The sequence below is a fragment of the Streptomyces dysideae genome (genome assembly GCF_001514305.1).
GTDB lineage: Bacteria > Actinomycetota > Actinomycetes > Streptomycetales > Streptomycetaceae > Streptomyces > Streptomyces dysideae.
The window spans coordinates 27,953-44,027 of record NZ_KQ949106.1 but is presented as its reverse complement, the minus strand read 5'-3'; the positions used below and the strand labels follow the sequence as shown (position 1 = coordinate 44,027).

Genomic DNA, 16,075 nt, shown 5'->3' with positions numbered 1-16,075 from the left:
CCTCTCCTTGTGTCCGCGTCACTTCTTCTTCGCGCCGCGCTTCTCGCGCACCCGCACCGAGATGTGGATCGGCGTCCCGTCGAAGCCGAACTCCTCGCGCAGCCGGCGCTCGATGAAGCGGCGGTAGCCCGCCTCGATGAAGCCGGAGGCGAAGAGCACGAACCGCGGGGGCTTGGTGCCGGCCTGGGTGCCGAACAGGATGCGCGGCTGCTTGCCGCCCCGGACGGGGTGCGGGTGGGCGGCGACCAGCTCGCCGAGGAAGGCGTTCAGGCGGCCGGTCGGGACGCGGGTCTCCCAGCCGGCCAGGGCCGTCTCGATCGCCGGGACCAGCTTCTCCATGTGCCGGCCGGTGCGCGCCGAGACGTTGACGCGCGGCGCCCAGGCCACCTGGGCGAGCTCGGTCTCGATCTCCCGCTCCAGGTAGTAGCGGCGCTCCTCGTCGAGGGTGTCCCACTTGTTGTACGCGATCACCATCGCGCGGCCCGCCTCGACGGCCATGGTGATGATGCGCTGGTCCTGGACGGAGATGTTCTCGGAGGCGTCGATCAGGACGACGGCGACCTCGGCCTTCTCGACGGCGGCCGCGGTGCGCAGGGAGGCGTAGTAGTCGGCGCCCTGCTGGAGGTGGACGCGCTTGCGGATGCCCGCCGTGTCGACGAACTTCCAGGTCACTCCGCCCAGTTCGATCAGCTCGTCGACCGGGTCACGGGTGGTGCCCGCGATCTCGTTGACGACGACGCGCTCCTCGCCGGCCACCTTGTTCAGCAGCGAGGACTTGCCGACGTTGGGGCGGCCGATGAGCGCGATGCGGCGCGGGCCGCCGACCGCGGTCCCGAAGGTCTGCTCGGGCGCGTCCGGCAGCGCCTCCAGAACCTGGTCCAGCATGTCGCCGGTGCCCCGGCCGTGCAGGGCGGAGACGGGGTGCGGCTCGCCGAGGCCCAGCGACCACAGGTACGCCGCGTCGGCCTCGCCGCTCGGGCCGTCCACCTTGTTGGCGCACAGCACGACGGGCTTGCCGGCCTTGCGCAGCAGGCGTACGACCGCCTCGTCGGTGTCGGTGGCGCCGACCTTGGCGTCGACCACGAACACCACGGCGTCGGCGGCCTCGATGGCGTACTCGGCCTGCGCGGCCACGGAGGCGTCGATACCGAGGACGTCCTGCTCCCAGCCGCCGGTGTCGACGACCTTGAAGCGGCGGCCCGCCCACTCGGCCTCGTAGGTGACGCGGTCGCGGGTGACGCCCGGCTTGTCCTCCACGACGGCCTCGCGGCGGCCGATGATGCGGTTCACGAGTGTCGACTTGCCGACGTTCGGGCGGCCGACGACGGCGAGGACGGGCAGCGGACCATGACCGGCCGCCTCGATCGCGCCCTCGACGTCCTCGATGTCGAAGCCCTCTTCCGCGGCGAGCTCCATGAACTCCGCGTACTCGGCGTCGCCAAGCGCTCCGTGCTCGTGCTCCCCGCCCGAGCCGTCGGAGTGGATCTGGTCGTTCATGAAGTCCGTACCTCGTTCATCGTGGTGATCGGTGGACCGCCCGTTTTCCCCGGTTGATCCACTACTCAGTGTCGCCTAGCGCCCGGTCAGGCGCCTGGCGTTTTCCAGGTGCGCGGTGAGCTGCTTCTGGATGCGTTCGGTCGCCTCGTCGAGGACCTTGCGCGTACGCCGTCCGCTGCCGTCGCCCGCTTCGAAGGGGTCGCCGAAGACGACGTCGACGCGGCTGCGCAGCGGCGGCAGCCCCTTTATCAACCGTCCCGCCCTGTCGGAACTTCCCAGCACCGCGACCGGGACGATCGGCGCCCCGCCGCGCACCGCGAAGTACGCGAGCCCGGCCCGCAGGGCGGCGAAGTCGCCCTCGCCTCGGGTGCCCTCGGGGAAGATCCCGAGAACGCCGCCGGCCGCCAGTACATCGAGTGCCCGGGTGATCGCCGTACGGTCGGTGGTGGCGCGGTCCACCTTCAGCTGGCCGATGCCGGTCAGGAAGGGGTCGAGCGGGCCGATGAACGCTTCCTTCTTGATCAGGAAGTGTGTCGGCCGGGGCGCCACGCCCATGACCATCGGGCCGTCGATGGCGTGGGAGTGGTTGACGGCGAAGATCACCGGGCCGGTGGCGGGCACCTTCCAGGCGCCCAGCACGCGCGGCTTCCACAGCCCGTACATCAGGCCGACGCCGATCCGCCGGCCGACTTCGGCGCCCCTCTCGGAGGCGGACGGTGCGCTCACTTGCCGGCCCGCTTCTCCTCGACGAGGGTGACGACGCACTCGATGACCTGCGCGAGGGTGAGGTCGGTGGTGTCCACCTCGACCGCGTCGTCCGCCTTGGCGAGCGGCGAGGTCTTCCGGCTGGAGTCGGCGGCGTCCCGCTTGATCAGGGCCTCGCGGGTGGTGTGCACGTCGGCGCCCTTGAGCTCACCGCTGCGGCGGGCGGCGCGGGCCTCCGGCGACGCGGTGAGGAAGATCTTCAGGTCGGCGTCGGGCAGCACGGTCGTACCGATATCACGGCCCTCGACGACGATGCCCTGCTCGGCGCCGGCCGCGATGGACCGCTGCAGCTCGGTGATCCGGGTGCGCACCTCGGGCACCGCGCTGACCGCGCTGACCTTGGAAGTGACCTCCTGGGTGCGGATCGGGCCGACCACGTCGGTGCCGTCGACGCTGATCGTCGGGTTGGCGGGGTCGGTCCCGGAGACGATGTCGGGCTTGCCGGCCGCGGCGGCGATCGCGGACGGGTCGTCGGTGTCGATCCCGTTGGTCACCATCCACCAGGTGATCGCCCGGTACTGGGCACCGGTGTCGAGGTAGCTCAGGCCGAGCTGCGCGGCCACGGCCTTCGACGTGCTCGACTTGCCCGTGCCGGAGGGACCGTCAATGGCGACAATCACGGGCTGGGCGGCGCCGTTTTCCACGGGGGGACACCTTCCTGGTGCGGTGCGGTGGGGTGTGCGGGGCGCGATCGTGCCCCGCACAAGGTTACTGGCTCCCCGGTACCGCTCTTACAGGCGGATGATCCGGGGATCACTGCCGGATCGCCCAGCCCCGTTCCCGCAGTGCCGCCGTCAGGACCGGCGCCGCCTGCGGTTCCACCATCAGCTGCACCAGACCGGCCTGTTGCCCGGTCGCGTGCTCGATCCGTACGTCCTCGATGTTGACCCCGGCCCGCCCGGCATCCGCGAAGATGCGGGCCAGCTGGCCGGGCTGGTCGTCGATCAGCACGGCGACCACCTCGTAGGCGCGCGGCGCGGACCCGTGCTTGCCGGGGACGCGGACCTGGCCCGCGTTGCCGCGCCGCAGGACGTCCTCGATGCCGGACGTGCCCGCGCCGCGCTTGGCCTCGTCGGAGGACTGCAGAGCGCGCAGGGCCTGCACCGTCTCCTCCAGGTCGGCAGCGACGTCGGTGAGCAGGTCGGCGACCGGCCCCGGGTTCGCGGAGAGGATGTCGATCCACATCCCGGGGTCGGAGGCGGCGATCCGGGTCACGTCGCGGATGCCCTGACCGCACAGCCGTACGGCGGCCTCCTCGGCGTGCTCCAGGCGGGCGGCGACCATGCTGGAGACCAGGTGGGGCATGTGCGAGACCAGGGCGACGGCACGGTCGTGTGCGTCCGCGTCCATCACGACCGGCACGGCACGGCAGTGCGAGACCAGTTCCAGGGCGAGGTTCAGCACCTCGGTGTCGGTGTCCCGGGTCGGCGTCAGCACCCAGGGGCGGCCCTCGAAGAGGTCGCCGGTCGCGGCCAGCGGGCCGGACTTCTCCCGGCCGGACATGGGGTGCGAGCCGATGTACGACGCCAGGTCGAGGCCGAGGGCCTCCAGCTCGCGGCGCGGGCCGCCCTTGACGCTGGCCACGTCGAGGTAGCCGCGGGCCACCCCTCGGCGCATGGCGTCGGCGAGCACGGCGGCGACACGGGCGGGCGGGGCGGCGACGATCGCGAGGTCGACGGGCCCGTCGGGCGCCTCGTCGGTGCCGGCGCCGAGCGCGGCCGCCGTACGGGCCTGCTCGAGGTCGTGGTCGGCGAGGTGGACGACGACTCCGCGCTTGGCCAGGGCGAGGGCGGCGGAGGTGCCGATGAGGCCGGTGCCGATGACGAGTGCCGTTCTCACTGGGCGATGTCCTTGCGCAGGGCGGCCGCGGTGCCGAGGTAGACGTGCGCGATGTCGGCGCGGGACCGGTCGGACTCGATGTGCGCGAGGACTCGCACGACGCGCGGCATGGCGCCCTCGATGTCCAGTTCCTGGGCGCAGATCAGCGGCACGTCGACGATGCCGAGCTTGCGGGCGGCGGCCGCCGGGAAGTCGCTGTGCAGGTCGGGCGTGGCCGTGAACCAGATGCTGATCAGGTCGTCGGCGGTGAGGTCGTTCCGCTCGAGGATGGCGGTGAGCAGGGCCCCGACCTGCTCGTCCATGTGGCCGGCCTCGTCCCGTTCCAGTTGGACGGCCCCCCGGACCGCTCGTACCGCCACGGCGCTGCTCCTTGCTGATGTACGTCTCGGCTCTTGGTCCGTCCAGCCTAGTCAGCCCGCGTCACCGGGGTGCGCGGCGCCCGCCCGCTGAGACGGCCGGCCTACTGGGACTGCTGCTTGACGATCTCGTCCAGCGAGGCGGGCACCTGGCCGTTCGGGGTCAGCTTGTCGACGGCCGTCGGCAGCACTTGGGCAAGCTCGGTCGCGGCCACGTCCGGGGAGAGCCGGCCTGCTCGGCGACGTGGTTGTGGGCCTCGTCGGGGATCGCCTGCCGGATCTGCGCGCCGGTCACGGACTGGTTCTCGCCGGTGCCGACCTGTGCGGCCGGGCGCAGGACACGGAGAGCCCGGTCTCAGACCCTGCTAATCTCACCTGAATAGTCCTATTCCGCTACTTGGGGTGAGAATACGCCCGTGCGCCTCTGGACGCCGGGGCGCGGGTCCGCTCTCATGGGGCAGGAAGCCCGCCTCGGGGGAGACCGTCATGAAGCGTCCTGGACCGCTGCTCACCCTTCTCGCGGGACTGCTGCTGGGCGTGTTCCTGCTGTCCCTGAACGCGACGAAGGGGACGAAGAGCACATCCGCGGAGACCCGCAAGGAGTCACCCACACCGACGGTGTCCCCGACCACCGCCACACCATCGGCATCCCCCTCTCCGTCCCCGTCGCGGACGCCCGTGCCCGACGCCAGTTACGCCGGCCGTACCGACGACGACTCTTCCGCCGTCGCCCTCACCCTCCGCGACGGAAAGGCGATCGCGTACTTCTGCGACGGCCGCAACAAGGAGTCCTGGCTGAAGGGCGACGTCACGGACGACGGCACCATGAAGCTCACCGGCAAGGACGGCTCGGTGCTCAACGGCACCCTGAGGGAGGGCGAGCGGATCCGCGGCACGGTCGACATCGACGGCGGGCACTACGCCTTCACCGCCGACAGGGCGAAGAAGCCGTCGGGGCTGTACCGGGCGACCGCCACCGTGCGCGGGGCGAAGGTCGACGGCGGCTGGATCGTACTGACGGGCGGCCGGCAGGTCGGCATCCTCAACCGCGACGGCACCCCCTCGCCCGCCCCCATGATCGACCCGGAGACCGGTGCGGTGACGGTCGACGGACAGCAGCTCACGGCCCGCCCGGCCCTGCCCTGATCCCCTGCTCACGGGAGCCGATCATGACCGTCGACCCGAACGCCGCCACCCAGAGCTTCCCGCCCTCGCCGCCCGCCCACGCCCGCCCGCGTCCGGCCCGCTATCTGGTCCCGGCACTGGTCGCCGGCGCGGTAGCGGTCACCCTCGGGGTGTACGGCAAGGTCCACGACCCGGCGGGCACGGCCTTCAACCTGGCCGGGTTCAACAGCACGGGTGCGGTGAAGTCGTGGCTGGCGACGGTCGCGTTCGCCTTCGCGCTCGTCCAGGTCGTCTCGGCGCTGATGGTGTACGGCAGGCTGCCGGGTCCCGACTGGTCGGCGGCGCTGCACCGCTGGTCGGGCCGGGCGGCGTTCCTCGCCTCGGTCCCCGTGGCGGTGCACTGCCTGTACGCGCTGGGCTATCAGACACACGAAACGCGCGTTTTGTGGCACTCCCTCCTGGGTTGCTTCTTCTTCGGTGCTTTCAGTGCCAAGATGCTGCTGCTCCGTTCGGAGCGACTTCCCGGCTGGCTGCTGCCGATCGTCGGCGGGCTGGTCTTCACCGCCCTCAGCATCATCTGGCTGACCTCCGCCCTCTGGTTCTTCCGCACCTTCGGAGTGACGACATGACCGACCGTCCGACGCGGCGCACGATCCTTCTCGCCACGGGGGCCGCGGCGCTTGTCGCGGGCTGCGGTGAGTACGGCGACAACGGGGACTCCTCGTCCGCGAACACCTCCCCCGGCCAGGAGCTGGCCAGGACGGCCGACATCCCGGTCGGCGGCGGCAAGATCTTCAAGGACGAGAAGGTCGTCGTGACGCAGCCGGAGGAAGGCGAGTTCAAGGCCTTCACCAGCATCTGCACGCATCAGCAGTGCCCGGTGGCGAGCGTCTCCGACGGCACCATCAACTGCAACTGCCACGGCAGCAAGTTCAACATCGCGGACGGTTCGGTGGCCAACCCGCCGGCGACGAGGCCACTGGCCGCGAAGAAGATCACCGTGGACGGAAATTCGATCCGGCTGGCGTGATGCGCCACGTACGCTCCCGGGCATGCGCCCCGAGAACCTGGTACGCGACCACACGGTCTACGCCTGTGTCATGGGTTCGCGCGCCTTCGGTCTGGCGACGGACGGCAGCGACACGGACCGCCGGGGCGTGTTCCTCGCGCCCACGCCCCTGTTCTGGCGTTTCGAGAAGCCGCCCACGCATGTCGAGGGGCCGGCCGAGGAGCAGTTCAGCTGGGAGCTGGAGCGCTTCTGCGAGCTGGCCCTGCGCGCCAACCCGAACATCCTCGAGTGCCTGCACTCCCCGCTCGTGGAGTACGCCGACGACACGGGCCGCGCACTCCTCGCCCTGCGCGGCGCGTTCCTGTCCCGCCGGGCCCACGAGACGTTCGCAGGCTACGCGCTGGGCCAGCGCAGGAAGCTGGAGGCGGACGTCCGCAACCACGGCGCCCCGCGCTGGAAGCACGCGACGCACCTCCTCCGCCTCCTCATGAGCGCCCGCGACCTGCTCCGCACGGGCCGCCTGACGATCGACGTCAGCGACCAACGCGAGCCGCTGCTCACGGTCAAGCGCGGCGAGGTCCCGTGGCCGGAGGTCGAGTCCTGGATGACCCGGCTGGCCGAGGAAGCGGACAAGGCGTCGCACACCAGCCCTCTCCCCGCGGAGCCCGACCACCGCCGCGTCGAGGACTTCCTGATCCGCGTCCGCCGCGCCTCAGCCCTCCAGCCGGATCCGTACGACGAAGTCGTGCAGGGCGTCGTAGACGGGGCATCGGGCAGCGCTGACGCAGCCTGCGCCTCGTCCAGCACACCGTGCAGCCGCTCGATGTCGGCCTCCACGCGCGCGTGGTCGACATCTGCGCCCCCGTGCTCCTGCTCGGCCTTCGCCGCGATCAGCTCCGGCAGATACGCGGGTGCGTCGACTTCCCCCAGCAGCGTGGGCAGATGTGCCTGCACCTCGCCACCGCGCATCAGGTGGATGCCGGTGAGCAGCACGCGGAAGGTGTAGAGCAGTGGCTTGAGCTCGCCGGTCTTCTCGAACAGCCGCCACTGCGTCGTCGCGAACCCCCGGTAGTGATGGGCGTGGTGGCTGGTGAGGACACCCGGCGCGAGCGCGGCCAGCTCACGATGCGCGTCGGTGGTGTGCACGACGAGCGGCGAGAGCAGCTGCTCCAGCACATAGCCGTTGCGGCGCAGCATCAGGCGTGCGAACTTGCGCAGGTCGTGCGTCACCAGGTCCATCTCGACGCCGTCCCGCACCCACATCCGCGACCGCGTCCCCGCCGGCTCCCGCAGCCCGACGAGGTCGGCGGCCGGCAGCAGGTGCACGCCCCGCAGGTCCACGTCGGAGTCGCGCGACGGGAAGCCGTACAGATGCGCGCCGGAGACCGTCGCGAACAGCACCGGGTCGGGCTGCTCGGCGACGACGGGAACGAGGTCGATGTCCAGGGCGTCGATCACCCGTCAAGCGTCCCAGAGCGCCCCAAGGGTCAGCAGGTCACCCCGGTACTCGATCCGGTCCGCCCACTCCGTCGGCCACGCGTCCGCGCCCAGGTACGCCCCCGCGAACGCCCCCGTCAGACAGGCGATCGAGTCCGAGTCGCCGGACGTGCAGGCCGCCCGGCGCAGGGCCGTCAGTGGGTCGTCGATGAACCACAGGAAGCACAACAGCCCGGTCGCCAGGGCCTCTTCGGCGATCCAGCCCGCGCCGGTGGCCAGGCACGGGTCGGTCTCGGGGGACGTCGTGCGCACGGCGCCCTGGAGGCGGTCCAGGATCTCCGCGCACTCGCCCCAGCCGCGCGCCATGAAGTGCTCGGGGGTCGGGTCCTGGCTGCGGGTCCACAGGTCGCCGAGCCAGGCGTGGTGGTAGTGGCTGCGGTTCTCGTGGGCGTACGACCGCAGCAGGCCGACCAGTCCGGTCGGTTCGGCTCCCTGCGCGAGCAGCCGTACGGCGTGCGCGGTGAGGTCGGAGGCGGCGAGTGCCGTCGGGTGGCCGTGGGTGAGGGCGGACTGCAACTGGGCGGCGCCCGCACGCTGTTCGTCGCTCAGGCCGGGGATCAGACCGATGGGCGCGACGCGCATGTTGGCGCCGCAGCCCTTGGAGTTGATCTGGCTGGCGTCCTGCCAGGGACCCGGGCGCTCAAGCAGCTCGCAGGCCCGGAGGCAGGTGTTGCCCGGCGCGCGGTTGTTCTCCGGGGAGCGATTCCACGCGGTGAACTCCCGCCGTACGGCCTCGGCCATGTTCTCGGGTGCCAGCACGCCCCGGTCCGTGGCCGTCCGCAGCCCCTTCCCCAACGCGAGCGTCATCTGCGTGTCGTCGGTGACGATCGCCGGCCTCGGCAGGTCCATCTCCCTCCAGGGCCCGCACTTGGCGAGGATCGACGGCACGTCGTTGAACTCGGTCGGGAAGCCGAGCGCGTCCCCGAGTGCGAGGCCCAGCAGGGACCCGGTGGCGGCGCGCTTGCGGACGGTGGTGGTCATGCGGGGCGTCCTTCCCGGGACGGTCGGAGCAGGGGCGGGTGGAGGGCCGTGGCGGCGCCCGCGCGGTACAGCGCGGCCGGTTTGCCGCGGCCGCCGGTCAGGCGCGCGGCGCCCGGGACCGGTTCGACGAAGCCCGGCGTGGCGAGCACCTTGCGCCGGAAGTTGGGCCGGTCCAGGGGCGTGCCCCACACCGCCTCGTAGACGTGCCGGAGCTCGCCGAGCGTGAACTCGGGCGGGCAGAAGGCGGTGGCGAGGCAGGTGTACTCGAGCTTGGCGCCGACGCGTTCGTGGGCGTCGGCCAGGATCCGGTCGTGGTCGAAGGCGAGCGGCCCGGCCGTGTCGTACGGCATCCAGCGGGCCTGCGCCGCGTCGCTGCCGCCGTGCGGTTCGGGCGGGTGCGGCAGCAGCGCGGCGAAGGCGACCGTCACGACCCGCATACGAGGATCGCGGTCGGGTTCGCTGTAGGTGCGCAGCTGCTCCAGGTGCAGTCCGGAGACGTCCGACAGGCCGGTCTCCTCGGCGAGTTCACGCCGGGCCGCCGTCTCCGCGGACTCGTCCGGCTGCACGAAGCCGCCGGGCAGCGCCCAGTGGCCCTTGTACGGCTCCTGTCCGCGCTCGACGAGCAGGACGTGCAGGGCGCCGGCTCGGATCGTCAGGACGGCCAGGTCGGCGGTGACAGCGAAGGGTTCGTGGGCGTACTTGTCGTAGCCCGGTGGTGCGGACACGGCCGCTCACTCCCTTTATGGTCAGTACGACTAATAGTCGCTCCGACTATAAAGAGGGTGGACGGGCTCGCACAACCCCTCAAACCTCCGAGGTCACTCACGGAAAGCAGACCAACCTCAGCCCGGAAAGGAATCGCGCCGCCCCAGGAAGCCCAGCAGCCGTACCTCGATACGCGCGCGTGGCGGCACCTGGACCGGCGCCCCGAACCGCGCCCCCCGGTCCTCGTCCCCGACCACGCACCGGGCGATGCTCAGCAGCTCGGCCGCGAGGGGCCCCGGGATGGGCCGTGGCCGCCCGCAGGCCTGGGCGACGTCCCAGCCGTGCACGGCGATCTCGACGGCCCCCGCGGCGGCCATCACCCGCACGTCCAGCGGCCGTTCACCGACCAGGACGCGCTCGCCGGGTCCCGCCGCCCACGCCCCCAGCACGGCACACGCCCGCCGCCGGAACCCGCATGCCGGATCCGCCGCGGGCTCCCCGGGGAACAGCCCGATCCGCCCGCCGGTCAGCCCCTCGTGCAGGGCGTCCAGCGAGTCGTCGAGATGCCCGAGCAGCTCCCCCAGATCCCACTCGGCGCACGGCGTCCCCCGCCCCAGACTCCCGGCCTCCACCCCGGTCACGCTCCCCAGCGCGTAGGCGAGCGAACGCTCCAGCAGCTCCCCGGAGTTCACGACAGCACCTCGCGCATCCACGCGTCGGCCGGCTGTCCGTTCGCGCGCGTGGGCGGCATCCGGAGCGTGCCCTTCTCGTGCACCCGGGCGCCCAGGAACCGCAGCACGTCCTTCTTGCCGCTGAACCATTCCAGGTGCGGCGGCATCTCCAGCTCGACGACGAGGTCCTCGTCCGGCGCAACCTCGTCGAGCCGGGCACGCGCGCGTTGCAGGCTGCTCTTCACGGGCACCGTGGAGGTGCCGAGCAGCGAGGCGACCTCGGGCGCCCGCGAGGCCGACACGTCCCACAGGATGAGCACGGCCCGCCGCCGCGCCGGCAGATGCTGGAGCGCGGCGACGAACGCGAGCCGCAGACTCCCCCGCGCGGCCACGACGGTCGCCGGGCCGACGAGCGCGTCCAGGCAGCGGCTGGAGCCACGGAACGTCCGCCACAGGGGCCCTCAGCGGCTCCTCAGGCGCCTCTGACGGCCCGCCGAGCCCCGAGGGCAGCGGACGTCGCGCGCGGCTCTCCAGCGCCGTCAGACACGTGTTGGTGGCGATCCGGTTCAGCCAGGTCCGCAGGGAGGCCCGGCCCGCATAGCCGTCGTAGGACCGCCAGGCCCGCAGATACGTCTCCTGCACCAGGTCCTCGGCGTCGTCGGCCGAGCCCAGCATCCGGTAGCAGTGCGCGAGCAGCTCCCACCGGTACGGATCCGTCAGCCGTTCGAACTCCTCGCGGTCCGTCGTCGTCGCAGCCATCACCGCTCCCTCCGTCACCGATACAGACCGGCGGGAGCGCGAAAACCAATCGGCCGGCCCCGGACGCTGTGTCTTCTGGGGGACACCCCCAGGCCCCCGGCCCGGAACCGGCCTCCTTCACCAGAAACGACCTACAGGTCGACTTCCTTCATCAGCATCCCGACCTCGGTGTTCGACAGCCGCCGCAGCCAGCCCGACTTCTGGTCGCCCAGGGTGATCGGCCCGAAGGCGACCCGGACCAGCTTGTCGACCGGGAAGCCGGCCTCGGCGAGCATGCGGCGCACGATGTGCTTGCGGCCCTCGTGCAGCGTGACCTCGACCAGGTAGTTCTTGCCGGTCTGCTCGACGACCCGGAAGTGGTCCGCGCGCGCGTACCCGTCCTCCAGCTGGATGCCGTCCTTGAGCCGCTTGCCCAGGTCGCGCGGGATCGGGCCCACGATGTGCGCGAGGTAGACCTTCTTCACGCCGTACCTGGGGTGGGTCAGCCGGTGCGCCAGCTCGCCGTGGTTGGTGAGCAGGATGACGCCCTCGGTCTCGGTGTCGAGCCGGCCGACGTGGAAGAGCCGCGTCTCGCGGTTGGTGACGTAGTCACCGAGGCACTGCCGGCCCTCGTTGTCCTCCATCGTCGAGACGACACCGGCGGGCTTGTTCAGCGAGAAGAACTGGTACGACTGCGTGGCGACCGTCAGGCCGTCGACCTTGACCTCGTCCTTCTCCGGGTCGACCCGCTTGCCCTGCTCCAGGACGATCTCGCCGTTGACCTCGACCCGGGCCTGCTCGATGAGCTCCTCGCAGGCACGCCTGGAGCCGTAGCCCGCGCGCGCGAGGACCTTCTGCAGTCGCTCGCCCTCCTGCTCGGCGCCCGGGAAGGTCTTGGGCAGCTTGACGTCCTTCTTGCCCGCGTACCGCTCGCGGTTGCGCTCCTCGGCCCGGGCGTCGTACTCCCGGGAGCTCGCCGGGGCCGAACGGCCGCGACCGGTGCCCTGGCCCTGCTTGGGCCCGCCCTTGGCGCCGCCGCGCGCGGAGGCGCCGCGCCCGGACTTCGGTCCGTCCTTCGTCGCCCCGGGGCCCACGTCGTAGCGGCGCTCCTCGGGGCGGGGCTTGCTGGGGCGGCCCTGCCCCTGCTTCTGGTCCCTGTTGTTGCCGGCACCGCGGTAGTTACCGCGCCCGCCACCGCTCTTGCCGCTGCCGCTGCTTCGCATCAAAGTTCCGTCTGGTCGTCTACGTCGTCGGTACCCCGGCTGACCGGGGTGCCCGGACCGTCATCGGGAGCGTCCGGGTCGAACGACGGCACCCCTTCCTGGGTCTCGGCCTCGATCGCCTCCGCCTCCGGGAGGAAGGGCGCGAGCTCCGGGAGCTCGTCCAGACCTCGCAGGCCCATCCGCTCCAGAAAGTAGTTCGTCGTCCTGTACAGGATCGCACCTGTTTCGGGTTCCGTGCCCGCCTCCTCGACCAGACCGCGCTGGAGGAGGGTCCGCATCACGCCGTCGCAGTTCACTCCGCGCACGGCCGAGACGCGGCTGCGGCTGACCGGCTGCCGGTACGCGACCACGGCGAGCGTCTCCAGTGCGGCCTGGGTGAGCCGGGCCTGCTGCCCGTCGAGGACGAACCGCTCGACGGCGGCGGCGTACTCGGGCCGGCTGTAGAAGCGCCAGCCGCCGGCGATGAGCCGCAGTTCGAAGCCACGCCCCTGAACCGTGTACTCGTCGGCCAGCTCCCGCAGGGCATCCGCGACCTGGCGCCGAGGCCGCTCCAGGATCTTCGCGAGGTTCTCCTCGGTCACGGGCTCGTCCACGACCATGAGGACGGCTTCCAGGGCGGGTTTGAGCTCGAGATCGGCGACGGTGCGCAGCCCGGCCGGAACCTCCGTGGTCTCCTCACTCACGCCTTCTTCTCCTCCTTGGGCGGCTCGGGCGGCCGGTCGAACTCGTCGGTCACCATCGGCGTCTCGCCCCCGTCCCCGCCGGTCCACCGCACGATGAGCTCCCCGAGGGCGGTCTCCTGGTCGAGGGCGACGGCCTTCTCGCGGTACAGCTCCAGGAGGGCCAGGAAGCGCGCTACGACGGTGAGGGTGTCGTCGGTGTCCTCGACCAGCGCCCGGAAGCTGGCCTCGCCGAGCTCCTTGAGCCGCGCGACGACGATCCCGGCCTGCTCCTGCACGCTCACCAGCGGCGCGTGGATGTGGTCGACGTACACCTGCGGCTTGGGCTTGGGCTGCATCGCCTTCACGGCGAGCTTCGCGAACCCCTCCGCGCCGATGCTGATGACGACCTCGGGCAGCAGCTCGGCGTGGTGCGGTTCGAGCCCGACGGTACGGGGATAGCGCCGGGCCTCCTCGTCGAGCCGCCGGCTGAAGATGTCGGCGATCTGCTTGTAGGCCCTGTACTGCAGCAGCCGCGCGAACAGCAGGTCCCGTGCCTCCAGCAGCGCGAGATCGGCCTCGTCCTCGACCTCGGCGGCGGGCAGCAACCTGGCCGCCTTGAGGTCCAGCAGGGTGGCGGCGACGACCAGGAACTCGGTCGTCTGATCCAGATCCCAGTCCGGCCCCATCGCCCTGATGTGCGCCATGAACTCGTCGGTGACCCTGGACAGGGCGACTTCGGTGACGTCGAGCTTGTGCTTGGAGATCAGCTGGAGAAGGAGATCAAAGGGCCCCTCGAAGTTCGCAAGCCGAACCTTGAAGACGCCGTCGGCGGGCTCTTGGGGCGCCTCGGCGATCTCCTGCGACTCGACAGCCGAGGGCTCGGCCGACGGCCCACCGGCCTCAGCCGGAGCCTCGACCTCAGCCAGCGCCCCGCTCTCCGGCTCAGCCCCCAGCGCGCCCCGCCCCAGCGCACGCCGACGACCGGCAGATGCGCCGGCGACCGGGGGAAAGCCGTTCGAGGTCATAGCCCCCGCAGGCTACCGCTACCGCCCGCGAAGCCGTCGTACGAGGATGCTGGCGTCTCCGCGGCTCTCCAGATCCGCGAGCACCACGGCCACCGCCTCACGGACGATCCGCCCGCGGTCCACGGCCAGACCGTGCTCACCGCGGAGCACCAGTCGCGCGTGCTCCAGATCCATGAGCTCCTCGGCGGACACGTACACCGTGATCTTCTCGTCGTGCCGTTCCCGCCCGCTCGGCCGGCGGGCCGCGGCCCGCCCCCGCTTGCGCGACGCGGACCCGGCGGTCGCCGCCCCGGCAGAACCTTCCTGCGCCCCCTGACGCCGCCCGGAGCCCTCGGCGGCAGCGGCCCGGCTACGGGACTCCCCCGCGTCGGCCGACCCCGGCTCCGTGGCCACGTGCTCGGCCCCGTCGCCGTCGCCGCCCCGCGCGGGCACCGACTGCGGCGCGTCCTCCGCGGCGGCGTTGTCGCTCTCCCCTGCGGGAGCCGGCACCCGGGCCTCGCCGTTGGCCGGGCGCCGGGGAGTGGACGGCTGGAGCGCCATTCCCCCTGTCGTACGGAACAGTTCGTCGGCCCCCGGCAGACTCACTCGGCGTGACACCGGGCGAGCACCTCCCTGGCGAGCTGGCGATAGGCGGCGGCGCCGACGGAGTTGGAGGCGTACGTGGTGATCGGCTCACCGGCGACCGTGGTCTCCGGGAAGCGGACCGTGCGCCCGATGACCGTGTGGTAGACGTGGTCGTCGAAGGCCTCGACGACACGCGCGAGCACCTCACGGCTGTGCACCGTGCGCGAGTCGTACATCGTGGCGAGGATCCCGTCGAGCTCCAGCTCCGGGTTGAGCCGCTCCTGGACCTTCTCGATGGTCTCCGTCAGCAGTGCCACACCACGCAGGGCGAAGAACTCGCACTCGAGCGGCACGATCACCTTGTGAGCCGCCGTGAGGGCGTTCACGGTGAGCAGACCGAGCGAGGGCTGGCAGTCGATCACGATGTAGTCGTAGTCGGCCATCAGCGGCTTCAGGGCCCGCTGCAGTGTCGACTCGCGCGCGACCTCGGAGACCAGCTGGACCTCGGCCGCCGACAAGTCGATATTGCTCGGCAGCAGGTCCATGTTCGGGACCGCCGTCTTCAGGAGCACCTCGTCGGCCGCCATGCCCCGCTCCATGAGCAGGTTGTAGACCGTGAGGTCGAGCTCCATCGGGTTGACGCCGAGACCGACCGACAGCGCGCCCTGCGGGTCGAAGTCGACGAGGAGGACCCGGCGTCCGTACTCCGCGAGCGCGGCACCCAGGTTGATGGTCGACGTGGTCTTGCCGACGCCGCCCTTCTGGTTGCACATCGCGATGATCGTCGCGGGGCCGTGACTGGTGAGCGGGCCCGGGATCGGGAAGTACGGCAGCGGACGCCCGGTCGGGCCGATGCGCTCGCGGCGCTGGCGGGCAGCGTCGGGCGCGAGAGTGGCCGCGTACTCGGGGTCGGGCTCGTACTCCGCGTCGGGGTCGTAGAAGTGCCCTTCGGGCAGTTCGTCGTAGTCGGCGAAGTGGTTGTGGGGCGCGCCACTTCCGTCGCCGGCCATGGCGTTCACGTGATGGCCATCCATGCTCTGGTGTGCTGGCTGAGTCACCCCTGCTTTGTGGTGACTCTGGTGGGCTGCGAAGGTGCGCACCGCGACGGAGCCGACAGCCTCGAACCCCGCGGGGCCCTCGGCCCGTGCAGGCATTCCTGGTTGACCACCCCCGGGAGAAAATGTCGACTCATTCACAAGTCGTCTTACCTCCTTGGTGACCAGGAAACTTCTAGACAGGTCAGCGTGGCACCATGCCGACGGTTGGCGACTCTATGGCGTGTCGGCGGTCCGCAGCAACACAATCCGCCGGACCCGGCAGGATGTGTCGGCAATGAAACATCCCTCTGTCAAGGGCGTACGGCCGTCGCACGGTGGGTTTCACCGGTGTACGAATCGGCCCAAGGGTTACGTTCGAGG

Annotated in this window: 17 protein-coding genes and 3 pseudogenes; 4 read left to right on the top strand and 16 right to left on the bottom strand. The window is 71.4% G+C overall.

Going from position 1 to position 16,075, the window contains the following annotated elements:
- Window positions 1-18 precede the first annotated feature (18 nt).
- From der to aroH, 5 genes are all read right to left on the bottom strand, one after another.
- Window positions 19-1,497: a ribosome biogenesis GTPase Der gene (der, locus tag AQJ91_RS36345; RefSeq protein WP_067030314.1), complete on the bottom strand. Its 1,479-nt coding sequence runs from the start codon at window positions 1,495-1,497 to the stop codon at window positions 19-21.
- 75 nt (window positions 1,498-1,572) lie between these two features.
- Window positions 1,573-2,160, bottom strand: coding sequence for a lysophospholipid acyltransferase family protein (locus AQJ91_RS36340; RefSeq protein WP_407696980.1), 588 nt, complete (start codon window positions 2,158-2,160; stop codon window positions 1,573-1,575).
- Window positions 2,161-2,219: 59 nt separating this feature from the next.
- Window positions 2,220-2,906, bottom strand: a complete 687-nt coding sequence (gene cmk, locus AQJ91_RS36335) for a (d)CMP kinase (protein ID WP_067030308.1) — start codon at window positions 2,904-2,906, stop codon at window positions 2,220-2,222.
- A 109-nt stretch (window positions 2,907-3,015) separates the two neighbouring features.
- Window positions 3,016-4,101, bottom strand: coding sequence for a prephenate dehydrogenase (locus tag AQJ91_RS36330; RefSeq protein WP_067030305.1), 1,086 nt, complete (start codon window positions 4,099-4,101; stop codon window positions 3,016-3,018).
- A complete protein-coding gene (gene aroH, locus AQJ91_RS36325) occupies window positions 4,098-4,460 on the bottom strand; it encodes a chorismate mutase (protein ID WP_067030302.1) in 363 nt (120 codons plus the stop codon). The genes AQJ91_RS36330 and aroH overlap by 4 nt, the downstream gene beginning before the upstream one ends.
- A 483-nt stretch (window positions 4,461-4,943) precedes the next feature.
- On the opposite strand from aroH, the gene AQJ91_RS36320 reads away from it, so the two are divergent.
- The 4 genes and pseudogenes from AQJ91_RS36320 to AQJ91_RS50770 all read left to right on the top strand — a co-directional run.
- Window positions 4,944-5,603, top strand: a complete 660-nt coding sequence (locus AQJ91_RS36320; RefSeq protein WP_067030299.1) for a hypothetical protein — start codon at window positions 4,944-4,946, stop codon at window positions 5,601-5,603.
- Window positions 5,604-5,626: 23 nt separating this feature from the next.
- Window positions 5,627-6,211 carry a DUF6529 family protein gene (locus AQJ91_RS36315; protein ID WP_067030296.1) on the top strand — a complete coding sequence of 195 codons (585 nt, stop codon included), beginning with the start codon at window positions 5,627-5,629 and terminating at the stop codon, window positions 6,209-6,211.
- Window positions 6,208-6,612 (top strand): Rieske (2Fe-2S) protein, encoded by a 405-nt coding sequence (locus tag AQJ91_RS36310; RefSeq protein WP_067030293.1) that lies wholly within the window; start codon window positions 6,208-6,210, stop codon window positions 6,610-6,612. Before AQJ91_RS36315 ends, AQJ91_RS36310 begins: the two co-directional genes overlap by 4 nt.
- Window positions 6,613-6,634: 22 nt before the next feature.
- Window positions 6,635-7,228 (top strand): annotated as a pseudogene (locus AQJ91_RS50770) (nucleotidyltransferase domain-containing protein); the annotation flags it as partial.
- A 75-nt stretch (window positions 7,229-7,303) separates the two neighbouring features.
- On the opposite strand, the pseudogene AQJ91_RS56475 reads toward AQJ91_RS50770, so the two are convergent.
- From AQJ91_RS56475 to AQJ91_RS36260, 11 genes and pseudogenes are all read right to left on the bottom strand, one after another.
- Window positions 7,304-8,049, bottom strand: a pseudogene (locus AQJ91_RS56475) (nucleotidyltransferase domain-containing protein).
- Between the two features lie 3 nt (window positions 8,050-8,052).
- On the bottom strand, window positions 8,053-9,069 hold the full coding sequence (locus tag AQJ91_RS36300) for an ADP-ribosylglycohydrolase family protein (protein ID WP_067030290.1): 1,017 nt from the start codon (window positions 9,067-9,069) through the stop codon (window positions 8,053-8,055).
- Complete coding sequence (locus AQJ91_RS36295) at window positions 9,066-9,794, bottom strand: NUDIX hydrolase (RefSeq protein WP_067030287.1); 729 nt, start codon at window positions 9,792-9,794, stop codon at window positions 9,066-9,068. The genes AQJ91_RS36300 and AQJ91_RS36295 overlap by 4 nt, the downstream gene beginning before the upstream one ends.
- Window positions 9,795-9,911: 117 nt before the next feature.
- Complete coding sequence (locus tag AQJ91_RS36290) at window positions 9,912-10,466, bottom strand: TIGR03086 family metal-binding protein (RefSeq protein WP_079085490.1); 555 nt, start codon at window positions 10,464-10,466, stop codon at window positions 9,912-9,914.
- Window positions 10,463-10,837 carry a sigma factor-like helix-turn-helix DNA-binding protein gene (locus tag AQJ91_RS57915; protein ID WP_067030281.1) on the bottom strand — a complete coding sequence of 125 codons (375 nt, stop codon included), beginning with the start codon at window positions 10,835-10,837 and terminating at the stop codon, window positions 10,463-10,465. The genes AQJ91_RS36290 and AQJ91_RS57915 overlap by 4 nt, the downstream gene beginning before the upstream one ends.
- A gap of 181 nt (window positions 10,838-11,018) precedes the next feature.
- Window positions 11,019-11,120: pseudogene (locus AQJ91_RS57910) on the bottom strand (sigma factor); the annotation flags it as partial.
- Between the two features lie 215 nt (window positions 11,121-11,335).
- On the bottom strand, window positions 11,336-12,406 hold the full coding sequence (locus tag AQJ91_RS36280; RefSeq protein WP_067030278.1) for a pseudouridine synthase: 1,071 nt from the start codon (window positions 12,404-12,406) through the stop codon (window positions 11,336-11,338).
- Complete coding sequence (scpB, locus tag AQJ91_RS36275) at window positions 12,406-13,089, bottom strand: SMC-Scp complex subunit ScpB (protein WP_067030275.1); 684 nt, start codon at window positions 13,087-13,089, stop codon at window positions 12,406-12,408. Before scpB ends, AQJ91_RS36280 begins: the two co-directional genes overlap by 1 nt.
- On the bottom strand, window positions 13,086-14,093 hold the full coding sequence (locus AQJ91_RS36270) for a segregation and condensation protein A (protein WP_067030272.1): 1,008 nt from the start codon (window positions 14,091-14,093) through the stop codon (window positions 13,086-13,088). The genes scpB and AQJ91_RS36270 overlap by 4 nt, the downstream gene beginning before the upstream one ends.
- Window positions 14,094-14,111: 18 nt before the next feature.
- Window positions 14,112-14,690, bottom strand: a complete 579-nt coding sequence (locus AQJ91_RS36265; RefSeq protein WP_079085489.1) for a hypothetical protein — start codon at window positions 14,688-14,690, stop codon at window positions 14,112-14,114.
- Complete coding sequence (locus AQJ91_RS36260) at window positions 14,675-15,811, bottom strand: ParA family protein (protein ID WP_079085488.1); 1,137 nt, start codon at window positions 15,809-15,811, stop codon at window positions 14,675-14,677. Before AQJ91_RS36260 ends, AQJ91_RS36265 begins: the two co-directional genes overlap by 16 nt.
- Between the last annotated feature and the right edge of the window lie 264 nt (window positions 15,812-16,075).